The organism is Variovorax sp. 01N429 (assembly GCF_056399425.1).
The window spans coordinates 160779-175086 of sequence record NZ_JBFTRG010000010.1 but is presented as its reverse complement, the minus strand read 5'-3'; the positions used below and the strand labels follow the sequence as shown (position 1 = coordinate 175086).

The following is a 14308-nucleotide window of genomic DNA, read 5'->3' as shown; positions in this document are numbered from 1 at the left end:
CAGGACTACACGTTCCAATCTTTTAGAAATGCTAAAGAGTGCCCAGTAGAAATCCAATGACTGGCCGAGCCTGGGTCACCACACTACCTGTTGCCGTGGCAATTGCCACCGGAACAGGAGACACCTTTTGAAGATCATCAAGCGTACGGATTCCCACTTCCGTGAAACCCCTGGCGGCATGTTGCTTGTTGCCACACAGGCAGGCGGGCAACCTCCTCAATTCCCACCGATCGAATTCGTTCAAGACAACCAGCAGATCGAGGAAGTCGAACTCGGACCGACCGGGTCTCTCTACAGCTTCACTTTGGTGCACCCCGGCAAAGACAAGCCGGCGTACTGCCTGGCGATGGTCGACTTCGAGCCGGGCGTTCGCGCCTTCGGTCGGCTCTTGTTCGATGGAAGCCCACCTGCGATCGAAAGCCGCGTGCGTGTGGTGTCTTTCGCGTTGCCCGACGGCACGCCCGATTACGCCTTCCAGGAGTGATGCCATGAACCTGCCATTGATCACCGGCGTTGGAATCACCGATTTTGGCCGCTTTCCGGAATTGACTGAGGAGGCGATGGTTCAATCGGCCATTCTCGACGCCTTGGAAGATGCTCGCACGCAGCTTTCCGACGTACAGGCGTTCTACTGCGGCAACGCGCTCGGGGCCACGTTGCCGGGGCAGCGTGCACTGCGTGAACTGCATCCCAACGGGGGCGCGGTCTACAACGTGGACAACGCCTGCTCCAGTGGAGCGACCGCACTGAATCTCGCACTGCAGGCGCTCAAGGCCGGGCAGTACGACACCGTCCTGGTCTTCGGAATGGATCATCTGAGCAGTCTCGGAGGCGGGCCATTGCAGCTCAGCCAGAAGGACTGGAACAACAGGCGCGGCATGATCATGCCGGCCTTGTACGCCATGCGCGCTCGGCGATACATGCACGATCAGGGTCTCAAGCTCGAGACGCTGGCGGATATCTCCGTGAAGAACCGCATGCACGGTGTTCTCAACCCCATCGCCAAGTTTGCAAAGCTGGCGACCCGCGAGGAGATTCTTGCGTCCCGCCCAGTGGCTGAGCCGCTCACGCTGCTGCAGTGCTGTCCCGCCGTGGTTGACGGTGCAGCGGCCCTCGTGCTCAGCACCAAGCCCTCAAGGGGCGTTGCAAAGCCGGTTCGGGTCCTGGCGTCCGTGGTGCAGTCCGGGTTGTTCGAAACCACGCCGGTGGACATGACGGAGGCCGAAATCACGGCGCGTGCCGCCAAGCTGGCCTATGAGCAGGCCGGTGTGGGGCCGCAGGATCTCAGCCTGCTGGAAGTGCACGACGCGTTCACCATTTCCGAGCTGCTCTACTACGAGGCACTCGGCCTTTGTGATCGCGGCGATGCGGCAGGTCTTTTGCAAAGCGGTGCGACCACCTTGGGCGGGCGCGTGCCTGTTAACCCGAGTGGCGGCCTCCTGGCCAAGGGACACCCTCCTGGAGCGACCGGTGTTGCGCAGATCGTAGAGGTCTGCGAACAACTGCAGGGCCGCGCGGGAGCGCGCCAAGTACAGGGAGCGCGGATAGGCCTCACGCAAGTGACTGGCGGCGGCATCTGGGGCATGGACCATGCCGCTTGCTCAATCCACATTCTCTCGCTCTGAACGGGACCGGTATGAACCAGACCAACATCACCACGCCGGCCACGCTGGAAGGCCTTGTCGCCATTGTCACCGGCGGTGCGAAAGGCATTGGCCTCGGCATAGCTCGCTCTCTGGCTCAGGCTGGTTGCCGCATCATGCTCTGGGATCTTGACGAGGTGGCGCTGCGTCAAGCAGAGCAAGTTCTTGCCGGTGAGGGTGCCCATGTCAAGACCTTTGCGGTCAATGTGAGTTCTGTTGAACAAGTAGAAGCCACGGTCGCTCAGCTCGTTGCATCCTATGGTCGCATCGATATTCTGGTGAACAACGCTGGCATCGGCGGCGACAAGCTCGTGTCCAAGATGGACCTGGATTTTTGGAGACGAGTGATCGAGGTGAACCTCAACTCCCAGTTCATCTGCTCAAAGGCGGTTCTGGCCCACATGGCAGAAAAGAAGTTCGGCCGCATTATCAACATCGGGTCTCGTGCATGGTTGGGCAATCGCGGCCAAGCAGCTTATTCCGCTTCCAAAGGTGCCGTCGTCAGCCTGACCCGTTCCTTGGCGCTGGAGTACGCACGCAAGGGCATTACGGTGAACGCTATCGCGCCTGGCATTGTTGAGACACCACTGTTCGCAACGCTGGCCGAGGACGTTCAGCAGAGTCTCCGCAGATCGGTGCCGATGGAGCGCATCGGCCAGCCGGACGACATAGCTCGCGCTGTCCGGTTCTTTGCCGAACCCGGCTCAAGTTACGTGACGGGGCAGCTTCTGTACGTCTGCGGCGGGCGCAGCCTCAGCAGCCCATCCGTCTGAGATCCGGCAGCCAGAGCATCTATGTCATGAAACGCAGGACATTCGTCAGCATCGCGGCGACTGCCGGATCGTTCGCATTCGCACAGGAATATCCGGCGCGACCGCTTCGGCTTCTCGTTCCTTATACGCCCGGGGGCGGCACCGACACCGTAGTGCGCATCGTCATGAAGAAGATCGGTGAGCAGTTGGGCCAAGCGGTCATCGTGGAGAACAAGCCCGGCGCGGGCGGTGCAATAGCGTACGCCGAGCTCTTGCGCAACAAGCCCGACGGATACACGTTGACCACCGGCAGCGGAAACGTCGCGCTGCTGAACCTTCTCAACAATAAATTGCCATTTGATGCCGCAACCGACCTCATTCAGGTGGCTCCATTGGCGAGTGTGCCGATTGCCCTGATTGCGAGCAAAAAGCTTCCGGTTGAGAACATGGCAGAGCTAATAGCTCACGCCAAACAGAATCCAGGGATGAGCTATGGAACGCCTGGCCCTACGACCCCCCAACATCTTGCGGGCGTGCTGCTCGGCTCCATGGCTGGATTGAAGCTGACCCACGTCGGCTACCGGGGCACTGCGCAGGCTGTTCAGGATGTGATAGGCGGCCATCTGCCGCTTGCAATCATCGGTCTGTCCACAGCCATTCCGTTCTCACACGGTGGCCAGGTGAAAGTGCTGGGTGTGGGCAGCGTCAAACGATCCGAACTGGCGCCCGAGATTCCGACGATCGCCGAGGGTGGAATCAAGGGATATGACGCGAGCTATTGGTACGACATCTGTGTGGCGAAAGGCGTGCCGCAGACGGTCGTCAACAGGCTGCATGCAGAGATCACAAAGGCATCGCAAAGCCCCGATGTTCGGGCGACGCTCACCGCAGCCGGGTTCGAACCGATGGTAGTGACACAAGCGGAGTACCAAAGCATGTTGCGGGCTGAGCGCGCGAAGTGGGAGCCGGTGATCCGCGCCAACAATATCCGGATGGAGTGAAGAAGGTGCTAGCTAATGCATTAGAGGGGCTGAAAGTCATCGACTTCACTCAAGTCATGGCAGGACCTACATGCACGCTGTGCTTGGCTGACGTCGGCGCCGATGTCATCAAGGTTGAGAGTCCTGTCGGCGATCTTTCTCGAGCGCTCTCACCCTGGGTTCATGGCGAGGGCGTCCCTTTCCTGGCCCTGAATCGCAACAAGCGCAGCATCGTGCTTGATCTCAAGCAGGCCACTCACAGGCAAGCGGCGCTACAGCTGGTCGAGCAGGCGGACGTCTTGGTGGAGAGCTTCCGTCCGGGGGTGATGAAACGCCTGGGGCTTGACTACGCCACAGTGGCTGCGGCAAATCCGCGGCTGATCTACTGCTCGGTCTCCGCGTACGGTCAGCTTGGAGCTGCAAAGGACCTGCCTGGTGTCGACGGCGTGCTGCAGGCCGTCAGTGGCCTCATGAGCGTCACCGGCGCGCCCGATGGAGAGCCGTGCAAGGTTCCTGTGCCGGTTGTCGATCTTGTCACGGGGTCGTTCGCGACCATCTCGATCCTGGCTGCTCTGGCGGATCGCCAGCGCACGGGCTTGGGCCAACACGTGGAAGCAAGCATGTTCGCCAGCGCCATCGCGCTACAGCATGTGAGTTTCGCGTCCTATTTCGCCGACGGTCATGTGCCCGGCCCTCAGGGAAACGCAGCGCCATATTCGACGCCAAACGAGGCCTTGCGTTGCGCCGACGGGTGGATCATGGTGGCGGCATATCACCCAGCGCGATGGCAGGCCTTGTGTGCCGCAATCGGTGCGCCGGAGCTTGCATCTGACCCGCGTTTCGCCGAGAACAAGAGTCGGTTGCAGCACCGCGAGACTCTGTTGCGCCTGCTTGAAGCACGCATGCTCGCTCATCCTCGTGCCTTCTGGCTCGAGCAGTTCGCGGCCGTGGACATCATCTGCGGTCCCATCAACAACTATGCCGAAGTAACGCAGTCCGCGCCGTTCGTCGAAGCAGCGCTCACAGAGACCTTGCTTCACCCGGTCGCAGGTGCGTTGACGATGCCACGAAGCGTGATGGGTGCGGTTGGCGAGCGGCCTCAGGCGCGACGGGCTGCTCCAACACTCGGACAGCACACCCGTGAGGTGCTTGACGAACTCGGGATGCCGCCAGCAAACATCGAGGCGGTCATTGCCGCCAGCTTTCCCCCGAACTGAAACAAATCCATGCCCATCGACAAAACAGTCCAGGGTGGCGTCGCCATCGTCACCCTCAATCGGCCCGAAGCCATGAATTCCATCGATCCGGAGTCCAACGAGCGGTTGCTCGAGATCTGGGAGGAGGTCTCGGGCGACGAGGAAATCCGCGTACTCGTCCTGACCGGCGCGGGCGAGCGTGCGTTCTGCACAGGTGCAGATCTCAAGAAAACGATGCCGCCGGCCGATAGCGCAGCTCGGCAGGTCTTTCGAGGCGGCAACAGACATTCCAATTTCGGCACGCTGCGCACAGACAAGCCCGTCATCGCTGCGATCAATGGATATGCCCTCGGCGGCGGACTGGAACTGGCTCTGCTTGCGGACATCCGGATCTGTTCTGAAAACGCGCAGTTCGGCTTGCCGGAAGTGCGAGTCGGCAGCATCCCAGGCGCCGGCGGCACGCAACGCCTGATCCGCGCAGTGGGGCAGTCGGACGCAATGCGAATGCTGCTCACGGGCGAACGCATCGATGCCAGCGAGGCGTTGCGGATCGGGTTGGTCAGCAAGGTGGTTCCGCTTTCCGCGCTGCAGGAAACGGCTATGAACCTCGCACGAGCAATGGCCGCCAACGCGCCGTTGGCGATGACAGCCGCCAAGCGGCTGGCGATGACGGGACGGGAGCTGCCGCTTGCCGGCGGGCTCGAGCTGGAACGCCAGGCCTTTGGCGTGCTCAGGGATAGTGAGGACCGACTGGAGGGGCGCCGAGCCTTTGCCGAAAAGCGCGCTCCGGTTTTTCGGGGTCGCTGACTTGCCTCGCAAAGAGGCCGCAAGAGGCGTCGGTCGCTCGGCGCTCGAATCTTTCGAGCGGCCTCGTGCCGGCGTTTCAACAGCCGACGTGACTTGGCTGAATTTCCCTGGAGCAGCTCTTGAATAAACCGTGTACCGCCTGGCTCTACAACCTCGCATTCATCTTTGCCGCGTCCTTCGGCGCGCCGTCGGCGATGGCACAACAGGCCAGCCGACCGCCCGCAAAGATCCTTGTGGGCTTCTCGCCTGGCGGGACACTCGATGTCGTCACACGGGCGCTTGCGGATCAGTTGCATGCGCCGCTCGATCGCACAGTCGTGGTTGAGAACAGGCCCGGAGCCGGCGGAAAAATTGCGGTCGATGCGCTGCGCGCCGCCCCCGCCGATGGAAGCGTGGCAATGCTGTGTCCTGACTTCTTGCAATCGATCTATCCATTCGTCTTCACCAAGCTCAACTACGCTCCGGAGCGGGATATCCTGCCCGCGTCGACGGTGGTCGAGTTTGCGATGGCGCTGGCTGTACCGGCGTCCTCGCCCATCAAGACCTTTGCTGAATATGCCCAATGGGTGCGCGCCTATCCCGAGAAGGCCAACTTCGGCCATGCCGCATCGGGAGGTCCGACTCACTTCTTGGGATTGCAGATAGCCAAAGTCATCGGCACACCGCTACAGGACGTGCCGTTCCAGGGCGCTGCCCCGATGATCGTGAACCTCGTTGGCGCCAACGTCGCAGCGGGAACTTCAACTGTCGGAGACTTCGCACAGCACCACGATGCCGGCAAGCTTCGCGTGCTGGCGGTGACCTCAGCGCAACGCTCGCCGCTTTTGCCTGACGTTCCAACGTTCAGCGAGCTCGGCCGGAAGGAACTCACCGCAGTCGGCGCACTGGCCATATGCCTTCCTCCCGGAACGCCTGCGGCCGCCGTCTCCGAATGGAGCACTGCGATCCGACGAGCAGTTGCAACCGAGCAGTTCGCGCGCAAGATCCGCGCGCTCGGCTTTGTGGAGACGGGAAGCTCGCCGGCGGATGCCCGCGCCAAGTTCAGCGAAATGCGCGCCTTCTGGGAGCCTGTGGTCAAAGCTTCGGGATTCAAAGCGGACTAGTGCCATGGCTGCCGGTCAGGCTGGCGTTGCAGTTCATTGGAGGGCGAGCATCATTCCTGCAGCCCCCGCGACGAGCACTGCATCGATGAGGAACTCGAAGGTGTGCGTCTGGAGCCGTTGGACGAGTCGCTTGGCGATCATCGAGCCGGCGAGCAGGGCGAGGCCGATGGCGAGCCCGCGTGCAATGACGGCCGGCGTCAGCACCCCGGCGATGCCGAAGGTGCCGAGCTTGCCCGCATAGAGCAGCAGCGCGCTTGCCGCCTCCGATCCGAGATACGCGCCGCCGCTCATTCCGTAGCCGGTGAACACCGGCACGCTGAGCGGTCCGGTGGACAGCACGAGTCCGGTGAGGAATCCGACGAGCGCTCCGGCGAGGGCCATGTGCCAGATGCGCAAGTGGATGTGGGAGCGCCTGATGAGGCGGCGCAGGGGAATCATTGAGAGGAAGAAGGCTGCCAGGAACACGTCCGTCACGAAGGGCGGGATCGTCATCAACGTGTGGGCACCGAGCACGGCGGCGGGGACCCCGGTCAAAGCGTAGGCGAGTACCGGCCGCCATCGGATCTCGTGCCACCAGACGATCACGCGCCCGATGTTGCCGAACAGGGAGGCGATCGCCATGACGGGCACAGCGATCCGCGGTCCATATTGGGCAACCAGGACGGGCAGCATGATCAGCGATGAGCCGGTGCCGACAACCCCGCTGAGCACTCCGGCGCCGAGGGCGAGGAGGAAGAGGAGCGACAGCGCGATCATCGGGCGAAGGATCAGCCGGGGCCGTCGCTCGCGGCGGCGAGGAGCGGCACCAGGACGTCGCTGATCGGCGTCGGGACGCCGTGTGCCCGGCCGCGACGCGGGACGACACCGTTGCGGATATCCCATTCCAGCGGCCGGCCGGCTTCGCGATCCGTGAGGATGGAGGTGCCCATGTCTGCGGGAGATGCCTGGAACTTGTCGAGTATTTCCTGCGGCACCTCGTCGCCGAGTTCCGCACCCTCGGCGCGGGCCACGGACAGACATTCCCGCAGATAGGCAAGGGCGAGCTTCGTGATGTCGGATCGGCCGAACATGCCGGAGCGGCGGTGCGTGAGCACCATGAGTCCGGCCACCGCGTTCTGCAGGAGCTTGCGCCAGGCCACCGCGCGGAAGTTGGCGGCCAGCTCCACGCGGCACCGGGTGCCTTGCAGTGCCTCGACGACCAAGCGAGCGTCCGATGTGTCTGGCAGGCTAAGGCGCATGTCTCCGCGCAGGCGCACCGAGCCATCCGATTGCGCCTGTGCAGGGAACCACACGACCGCCGGAACGATCCGCCCGCGTGGGGCATGCGGAGTGACCCTCTCCAACTGCTCGACGCCGTTCTGCAGAACGCAGACGACAGTTTCCGGGCCGCTTAAGGCGGTGAGCCATTCTGCCGCCGCCTCGGTCTGTGTCGCCTTGACCGCCAGCAAGACGAGGTCGACGGTGCGCCCGAGTTGTGCGGGATTCACCCAGACCGGACCGGGAACGGTGATGAGGCGTTCGCCATCCTGAAGCGTCAGGCGATCGCGGGGTGTGCGGCCGCACAGCAACGGAGTGCCACCGACTTCGTGCAGTGCCGCCGCGACCGCGGTGCCGATAGCACCCGGGCCCACGACGGCGATGGATGCAGCGCTTGTTGTCTTCATGAACACAGACTCCTTCGACCGTCTCGTTCAGCGTTCGTCCACGCCATGCTTGCGCTCTTCAAAAGCGCGCTGTAATCTATTACACATAATGAACAACGATGGTAACGGAGTTTCTCGAGACGCGCGACTGGTGCAATTGATCGGAAGCATCCAGGCCCGAAGTGGCGATCTCGCTGCGAGCGAGGCGAAGGTGATCGAGCTCCTGCTCGCCGATCCCTTGTTCGTTGGCGCGAGCACGACTGCGCAGGTGGCGGCCCGCGCCGGCGTGTCGCCGCCGAGCGTGATCCGCGCCGCGCGTGCGATCGGGTTCAGCGGGTTCACTGAGCTCAAGATCGAGATCGCTCGTGCCCGCGGTACCACCCGGTTCTTCGCGCCGCCTGGCGTACTCACCGCGGATGCGACGACGGCAGCGGTGCTCGAGTCTTCGATCCGCGCAGGCGCTGACGCATTGACGGCGCTGGGCGGGGCGGTCGAGCTGTCCGCGCTCGACCAGGCGGTCAGCACCATCCAGCACGCGCGCCAAGTGATCGCATTCGGAGCCGGCCCCTCGGCGACGGTCGCCGCCGACGCGGTCTTCCGTTTGCGCGCGGTCGGCGTGACGACCATCGGCATTCCGGACTATCTGTCGGCAATGATCGCCGCGCGGCTCCTCGGTCCTGGTGACGCCGTCATCGCCGTCAGCTCGACCGGTCGCACATCGACGACGCTGGCCATCGCGGATGCGGCGTCTTCTGCCGGAGCCTCACTCATCGCAATCACCAACCAGTACGGGACACCCCTGGCGACCCTCGCGAACATCTCGCTTGTCGTCGGCGGTGCACCGCTGCCGGCCCAGATGGCCGCGGCCGGGAGTCGGCTGGCGCAGCTCGTGGTGATTGACGCGCTGGTCGCGGCCCTCGCTCTGCGTGACCCGGAGCGTAGCCGCCGCGCCGAACGGGCGGGCATCGACCTGCCCGATATCGCCTGATGCAGCTTGGCACCGTCGCGATGGTCCTCGGCGCGGCGGTAGCTCACGCGGTATGGAACCTGGCCTCGAAGTACAAGCGGGGGGATGCCTTGTTGTTCGTCTGCGCCTATACCTACGCTTCGGCGCTGCTGTGCGTCCCGATCAGCATCGCCTTCGTAGCAAATGGGCAGCATGTGCTCGATTGGCCGCTTGTGGCGGGCGCCGCTGTCTCGGCTGTGTTGCACACCGCTTACTCTCTCACCTTGCAGGCCGGCTACGAGCGTGCCGAGCTGGGGGTGGTCTATCCGGTCGCCCGCGGCACCGGGCCGGTGCTGACGATGCTCTTCGCGATCCTCCTGCTGGGCGAACAGCTCACCGCAGTCGCGATGCTCGGTGCTTCACTCGTCATAGCGGGCATTCTCGTAGTTACCGGCAACCCGTTCAGAAGCGGGAGCCGCCGCCCGATTCAGGGCTTGCTCTGGGGCGCCGCGACGGGGGCGACCATCGCCGCCTACACGGTCTGGGATGGCTACTCGGTCATCGCGCTGCATCTGGCGCCCGTGAGCTACTACGCCGCCACTCTGCTGCTGCAGAGCCTGATCCTGACGCCAAGCGCGCTGCGCCGACGCCATCGTATTCGAGCTGCCATCCGTGCCGACGCCGTCCCGATCCTCATCGTGGCTGTGTTCTCTCCGCTCGCCTACATCCTCGTTCTCACTGCCATGCTGAAGGCGCCGGTGGCGCTCGTCGCGCCGCTGCGCGAGTCGTCCATCATCATCGGCTCACTCCTCGCATGCAGACTCTTTCGCGAGGGTCATCTCGCGCGACGCATCGTCGGCGCAACGGTCGTGTTGGCCGGAATCGCGGCGATCAGTCTTTGACGCTTTCGTTGAGCGCGTCACCTCGCGCCCGTTGCTAGCGGACAGAACGAATCCAGTCTCGGAACAGCCTCACGGGAGCCTCTGCCGCTTTCAGCGGATCGCAGACCAAGTAGTAACCTGACTCCGTTCTGGCAACGTGATCCACGGCCACGACGAGCCGACCACTGCGGATGTCGTCGTCAACGTAAGCTCGCTGGGCGATGGCAACGCCCAACCCGTCAGCCGCAGCCTGGTAGCACAACGCCGCATTCGCCAAAGTGATTCCATGCAGGCGCGGGGGATCTACCAGGTGAGCGGAACTGAACCATAGCGACCAGGCTTCTGGCCGCATCATCGAGTGCAGCAGGTTGGCTTCCAGCAGGTCTTGTGGTGTCTGCAAATGCCTGGTCAGGTTTGGTGCGCAGACAGGAAGAAATTCGTCGTCGAAGAGGTGGTCCAACTCAACATCGGTCCACTCTCCCATGCCATGCCGGATCGCGCAGTCTGCACCCTCGAGCCGGATATCGTCGGCCATTGCGATCGTTGCGATCTCGAGATCAATGTCGGGATGCTGCGCGTAGAAGCCGCGCAAGCGAGGTACCAACCATCGGATAGCGAGGCTTGGCGTCACTTTCAGGCGCAGCCGCTTGTCCGGTTGGTGGTCGGCCACATCATTTAGCGCATCGTTCAGGCGATCGAAAGCATCCGAGACGCGGTGGGCGAGTCGTTCGCCCACCGCAGTGAGTTGGATCTCCCGGCCAGACTTCTGAAACAGCTGCGCCCCGAGCCCGACTTCCAACTGCTTGATCTGCTGGCTAACTGCACCGGGCGTCACATGAAGCACCCGAGCGGCGCGCGTGACACCTTTGGCGCGACACACTGCATCGAACACCCGCAGCGGGCCTATTAGCGCACGGAGGCTTTGCATTGCGACCAAACTGGAGGCTGAGCGAACTCAGCTCTCCCTCTTGCCGCATAAACGCAGAAGCACAGGCATCGTCTTCAGCACTTCTGGATTCCGATGGTGCGATTCAACAGCGCCTCTTCGCCGCGCAGCGCCGCCGCTGAGCCGGAGTAGGCGGCGACGCCGCGTTCCAGCACGATCACGTTACTGGAAAATTCGAGAACGACATCCACGTGCTGCTCCACGAGGACACAGCCGACGCCGAGCTGATCGCTCATTCGAACGATGGCATCCATCAACTCCTCTCTCACCATGGGTGCCAGCCCTTCCAACGGCTCGTCGAGCAACAGGATGCGCGGCTGTCCGACGAGTGCTCGTGCCACCGAGAGCATTTGCTGCTCACCGCCCGACAACTGCGTGCCTCCGTTGCGTCGCCGCTCCTTGAGCCGCGGAAACAGTTCGTAGATCGGCGGTAGGGCAACGCTCGCCGAACGTCCCTGCAAGCCTGACAGCAGGTTCTCCTCAACCGTCAGTGAGGGGAAGATGTCGCGGCTCTGCGGTACGTAGCCGAGGCCGGCTCGCGCGCGCGCATACGTGCTTGCGTCGCTGATGTCATCGGCGCCGAAATGAATGCGCCCCGTCATCAGGTCGGCAAGGCCCACCGCCGTCGCAAGCGTCGTGGTCTTGCCGGCGCCATTGCGCCCAATCAGACCAAGGCGCTCGCCTTCGCGTACGCCAAAGCTGAGATGCTCGACGACCGGCAGGCCGCCATAGCCTGCCGTCACGTCGTCAAACCGGAGTTCAATAGCGGGCTTAGGCATGACCGTCTCGTCCAAAGTAGATCTGTTTGACTTGTTCGTTGGCGGCGACTTCCTGAGGCGATCCCTCGACCATCACCGCACCGGCGACCAGGACGATGATGTGCGAAGCGAACCGGAACACCAGGTCCATGTCGTGCTCGATGAGCAGGACAGACAGTTCCTTCGGCAGGCTATCGATGGCGTCCATGATGCGGCCGCCCTCTCCTTGTGGTACGCCTGCGCCCGGCTCATCAAGGAGCAACACCCGGGGCCTCATCGCGAGTGCCAGAGCGATCTCTGCAAGCCGCTGCTCGCCAAGTGCCAGTTGCCCCACCACCCGATTGGCATAGGGGTGCAGCCCCAGCATGCCGAGGGTCTCGTAGACCTCTTCGTGAACTCGTGCGGAACGCGCTGGCGAGGGCCACCACTGCATGGAGGCCTGGTGTCGCTGCAACACGGCGACCTTGACGTTGTCCGCCACGGTCAGCTCTTTGAACAGGCGGCTGATCTGAAAGGTGCGAACGATGCCGCTGCGCACGCGTGCGTACTGCGGCAGCTGAACGATCGATCGGCCGTCCAGCTGGATGTCGCCGGACTGTGGGCGCATCGCCCCGCTCAGCAGGTTGACCAAAGTCGTCTTTCCGGCGCCGTTCGGACCGATCAATGCGGTGCGGGCTCCCTCGGGGAGGGATAGCGTGACGTTCTGCGTGACGGCCAGGCCGCCAAAGGAGTGACAGAGATTCCGGGTTTGCAGTCGATGGGTCATTTGGCACGCCCGCTGCCGCCAAGCCACTTGGCATACATCACGGCCCGGTCCAAAAGGCCGATCAAGCCCTCGGGCAAAACGACGAGTACGACGATCAGCATCGACCCGATGAAGAACAGCCAGTGATAGGGGTTCAACGTCGATGCGATGTGGTGGATGGTCATGTACGCGACGGTGCCGAGAACGGCTCCCGACAGACGGCGCGTGCCACCCAGAACGATCATGACCACGACACCCGCCGACGTCGTGAAATCCAGCATGAAGAGATTGGCCACTTTGCTGGTCTGTGCTGTCAAGGCGCCAGCGAGCCCCGCCACAATGCCGCCAACGGTGTAGACGGCCAGCAGGTGCAAATAGACGCGGCCTCCCAGCGCCTGAACCCGTCCGGGGTCCTGCCGGATCGCGCGGGCCGTCAGACCGAACGGCGATTCCACCACGTTGCGCACGATGAAGTACACCAGCACCAGCGCACCCAAGGCATAGAAATAGCCAGTGTGACCAAGGAAGTTGAATTCCCAAACGCCGAACAACGGGCCGATGTTGAAGCCCGCAAGACCATCGTCACCGCCGGTGAGCCATCTCGCCCAGTTGGCCAGCTCAAGTAGAAGTTGGGCTACTGCAATGGTCAGCATGACCAGGGTGAGCTTTGTCGACCGCAGCATCACGGCACCACTCAACAACGCGATCACGCCACCACCCAGACCGCCAAGCAACAAGCCGAGAATGGGATCCGCCGTCAAATACAGGGCAGTCCAACCGGCTACGTAAGCGCCGCTGCCGTACAGCGCGGCCTGACCCAAGGTCGCGATGCCGGCCTGGCCGAGCACGAGACTCAACGACAGCGCAAAGATGGACATGGTCGCCATGTTGGTCAGCAACCCGAGATCCTGCGGGAACAGCACGAATCCCAGCAGCCCCACCAGCATCAGCATCAGCTCTACGCGGAGGTGCATCCACGGTCGGGCGCTCGACGATGCGGACACCCTCATTGGCGCACTGATTGCGCTCATGCGTGTCTCCCGAACAGCCCTTGCGGCCGCACCAGCAAGACGATGATCATCGTCAGGAAAAACGCAGCCGATGCGAGCTGCGGAACCATGTATTTCATGGAGGTCTCCACAATACCAAGCAGCAACGCTGCGAAGAATGAGCCAAACAGATTTCCGTTACCTCCGACGGCGACAACCGCCAGGAGGATCACCAGATATTTGGAGGCGTAGGTCGGCTCCATCGGAAGCAATTCCGCACCGGCGATGCCCCCCAGCGCAGCGAGCGCTGCACCAATTGCAAAAGTTGCTGCGTAGATCTTGGTCGTGTCGATGCCGATGGCGCGTGCGATGGGCGCGTTGTCGACTGCGGCGCGCACCCGAATACCAAAGGATGATCTGTCCACAGCCAGCCAGAGAACGATGACGACAACCAGTCCGCAAGCGACGACGATGAGCCGGTGCCGAGGGATGGAGCGAAAACCAAGGTCCACCGTGCCGTTGAATGCTTCTGGTAGCGCGACGGGGGTCACTGAGGATCCAAACAACAGGTTCACAGCGGCAGTCGCGACAAACATCAGCCCGATCGTCACCAGCATCTGATCAAGATCGTCGCGCCGGTAGAAGCGGCGCAGCAGGATGCGCTCGAACAGCACCGCCACGAGCCCGACCAGGGCGATCGCAAGCACAAAGCTCAACCAGATGGGCAAGCCCAGGCGCTGCGGAATACTGGCCGCGAGAAATCCGCCAAGCATCGCGAAGGCGCCATGCGCCAGATTCACAACCCGCATCAGACCCATGGTCATCGACAGGCCCACTGTGATCATGAACAAGATCATCGCGTACGCGATCCCGTCGACCAAGATGCTGCTAATGAGCGCAAGAGACATGCTGCAGCCTC

The 14308-nt window shown here is 62.9% G+C and carries 16 protein-coding genes; 9 read left to right on the top strand and 7 right to left on the bottom strand.

Annotated elements, in window-relative coordinates:
* Window positions 1–127 precede the first annotated feature (127 nt).
* The 7 genes from AC1DSF_RS19035 (at window position 128) to AC1DSF_RS19005 (ending at window position 6481) form a co-directional block, all read left to right on the top strand.
* Window positions 128–484, top strand: a complete 357-nt coding sequence (locus tag AC1DSF_RS19035) for a Zn-ribbon domain-containing OB-fold protein (RefSeq protein ID WP_478124177.1) — start codon at window positions 128–130, stop codon at window positions 482–484.
* Between the two features lie 4 nt (window positions 485–488).
* Window positions 489–1625: a thiolase family protein gene (locus AC1DSF_RS19030; protein WP_478124176.1), complete on the top strand. Its 1137-nt coding sequence runs from the start codon at window positions 489–491 to the stop codon at window positions 1623–1625.
* Between the two features lie 11 nt (window positions 1626–1636).
* The gene (locus AC1DSF_RS19025; protein ID WP_478124175.1) at window positions 1637–2416 is read left to right on the top strand and encodes an SDR family NAD(P)-dependent oxidoreductase; all 780 of its coding nucleotides are present in this window, start codon (window positions 1637–1639) and stop codon (window positions 2414–2416) included.
* 26 nt (window positions 2417–2442) lie between these two features.
* Window positions 2443–3396, top strand: a complete 954-nt coding sequence (locus tag AC1DSF_RS19020) for a Bug family tripartite tricarboxylate transporter substrate binding protein (protein ID WP_478124174.1) — start codon at window positions 2443–2445, stop codon at window positions 3394–3396.
* A complete protein-coding gene (locus AC1DSF_RS19015; RefSeq protein WP_478124173.1) occupies window positions 3354–4592 on the top strand; it encodes a CaiB/BaiF CoA transferase family protein in 1239 nt (412 codons plus the stop codon). The genes AC1DSF_RS19020 and AC1DSF_RS19015 overlap by 43 nt, the downstream gene beginning before the upstream one ends.
* Before the next feature lie 9 nt (window positions 4593–4601).
* Entirely contained in the window at window positions 4602–5378 is a 777-nt protein-coding gene (locus AC1DSF_RS19010; RefSeq protein ID WP_478183238.1) for an enoyl-CoA hydratase/isomerase family protein, read from the top strand.
* 119 nt (window positions 5379–5497) lie between these two features.
* Window positions 5498–6481 (top strand): Bug family tripartite tricarboxylate transporter substrate binding protein, encoded by a 984-nt coding sequence (locus tag AC1DSF_RS19005; protein ID WP_478124171.1) that lies wholly within the window; start codon window positions 5498–5500, stop codon window positions 6479–6481.
* A 33-nt stretch (window positions 6482–6514) separates the two neighbouring features.
* Here the strand turns inward: AC1DSF_RS19005 and AC1DSF_RS19000 are convergent, their stop codons facing one another.
* Entirely contained in the window at window positions 6515–7237 is a 723-nt protein-coding gene (locus AC1DSF_RS19000; RefSeq protein WP_478124170.1) for a sulfite exporter TauE/SafE family protein, read from the bottom strand.
* Between the two features lie 11 nt (window positions 7238–7248).
* Entirely contained in the window at window positions 7249–8145 is an 897-nt protein-coding gene (locus tag AC1DSF_RS18995; protein ID WP_478124169.1) for an oxidoreductase, read from the bottom strand.
* Between the two features lie 88 nt (window positions 8146–8233).
* Between AC1DSF_RS18995 and AC1DSF_RS18990 the strand changes: the two genes are divergently transcribed.
* Complete coding sequence (locus tag AC1DSF_RS18990; protein ID WP_478124168.1) at window positions 8234–9112, top strand: MurR/RpiR family transcriptional regulator; 879 nt, start codon at window positions 8234–8236, stop codon at window positions 9110–9112.
* Window positions 9112–9972, top strand: coding sequence for an EamA family transporter (locus tag AC1DSF_RS18985; RefSeq protein WP_478124167.1), 861 nt, complete (start codon window positions 9112–9114; stop codon window positions 9970–9972). Before AC1DSF_RS18990 ends, AC1DSF_RS18985 begins: the two co-directional genes overlap by 1 nt.
* Window positions 9973–10006: 34 nt before the next feature.
* On the opposite strand, the gene AC1DSF_RS18980 is transcribed toward AC1DSF_RS18985, so the two are convergent.
* The 5 genes from AC1DSF_RS18980 to AC1DSF_RS18960 all read right to left on the bottom strand — a co-directional run bounded on the left by AC1DSF_RS18980 (window position 10007) and on the right by AC1DSF_RS18960 (window position 14297).
* Window positions 10007–10843 (bottom strand): LysR substrate-binding domain-containing protein, encoded by an 837-nt coding sequence (locus AC1DSF_RS18980; protein WP_478143557.1) that lies wholly within the window; start codon window positions 10841–10843, stop codon window positions 10007–10009.
* Between the two features lie 110 nt (window positions 10844–10953).
* Window positions 10954–11691: an ABC transporter ATP-binding protein gene (locus tag AC1DSF_RS18975; RefSeq protein ID WP_478124165.1), complete on the bottom strand. Its 738-nt coding sequence runs from the start codon at window positions 11689–11691 to the stop codon at window positions 10954–10956.
* Window positions 11669–12421 (bottom strand): ABC transporter ATP-binding protein, encoded by a 753-nt coding sequence (locus AC1DSF_RS18970; RefSeq protein WP_478124164.1) that lies wholly within the window; start codon window positions 12419–12421, stop codon window positions 11669–11671. Before AC1DSF_RS18970 ends, AC1DSF_RS18975 begins: the two co-directional genes overlap by 23 nt.
* On the bottom strand, window positions 12418–13353 hold the full coding sequence (locus AC1DSF_RS18965; protein ID WP_478124163.1) for a branched-chain amino acid ABC transporter permease: 936 nt from the start codon (window positions 13351–13353) through the stop codon (window positions 12418–12420). The genes AC1DSF_RS18970 and AC1DSF_RS18965 overlap by 4 nt, the downstream gene beginning before the upstream one ends.
* 74 nt (window positions 13354–13427) lie before the next feature.
* On the bottom strand, window positions 13428–14297 hold the full coding sequence (locus AC1DSF_RS18960; RefSeq protein WP_478183237.1) for a branched-chain amino acid ABC transporter permease: 870 nt from the start codon (window positions 14295–14297) through the stop codon (window positions 13428–13430).
* Window positions 14298–14308: the final 11 nt, after the last annotated feature.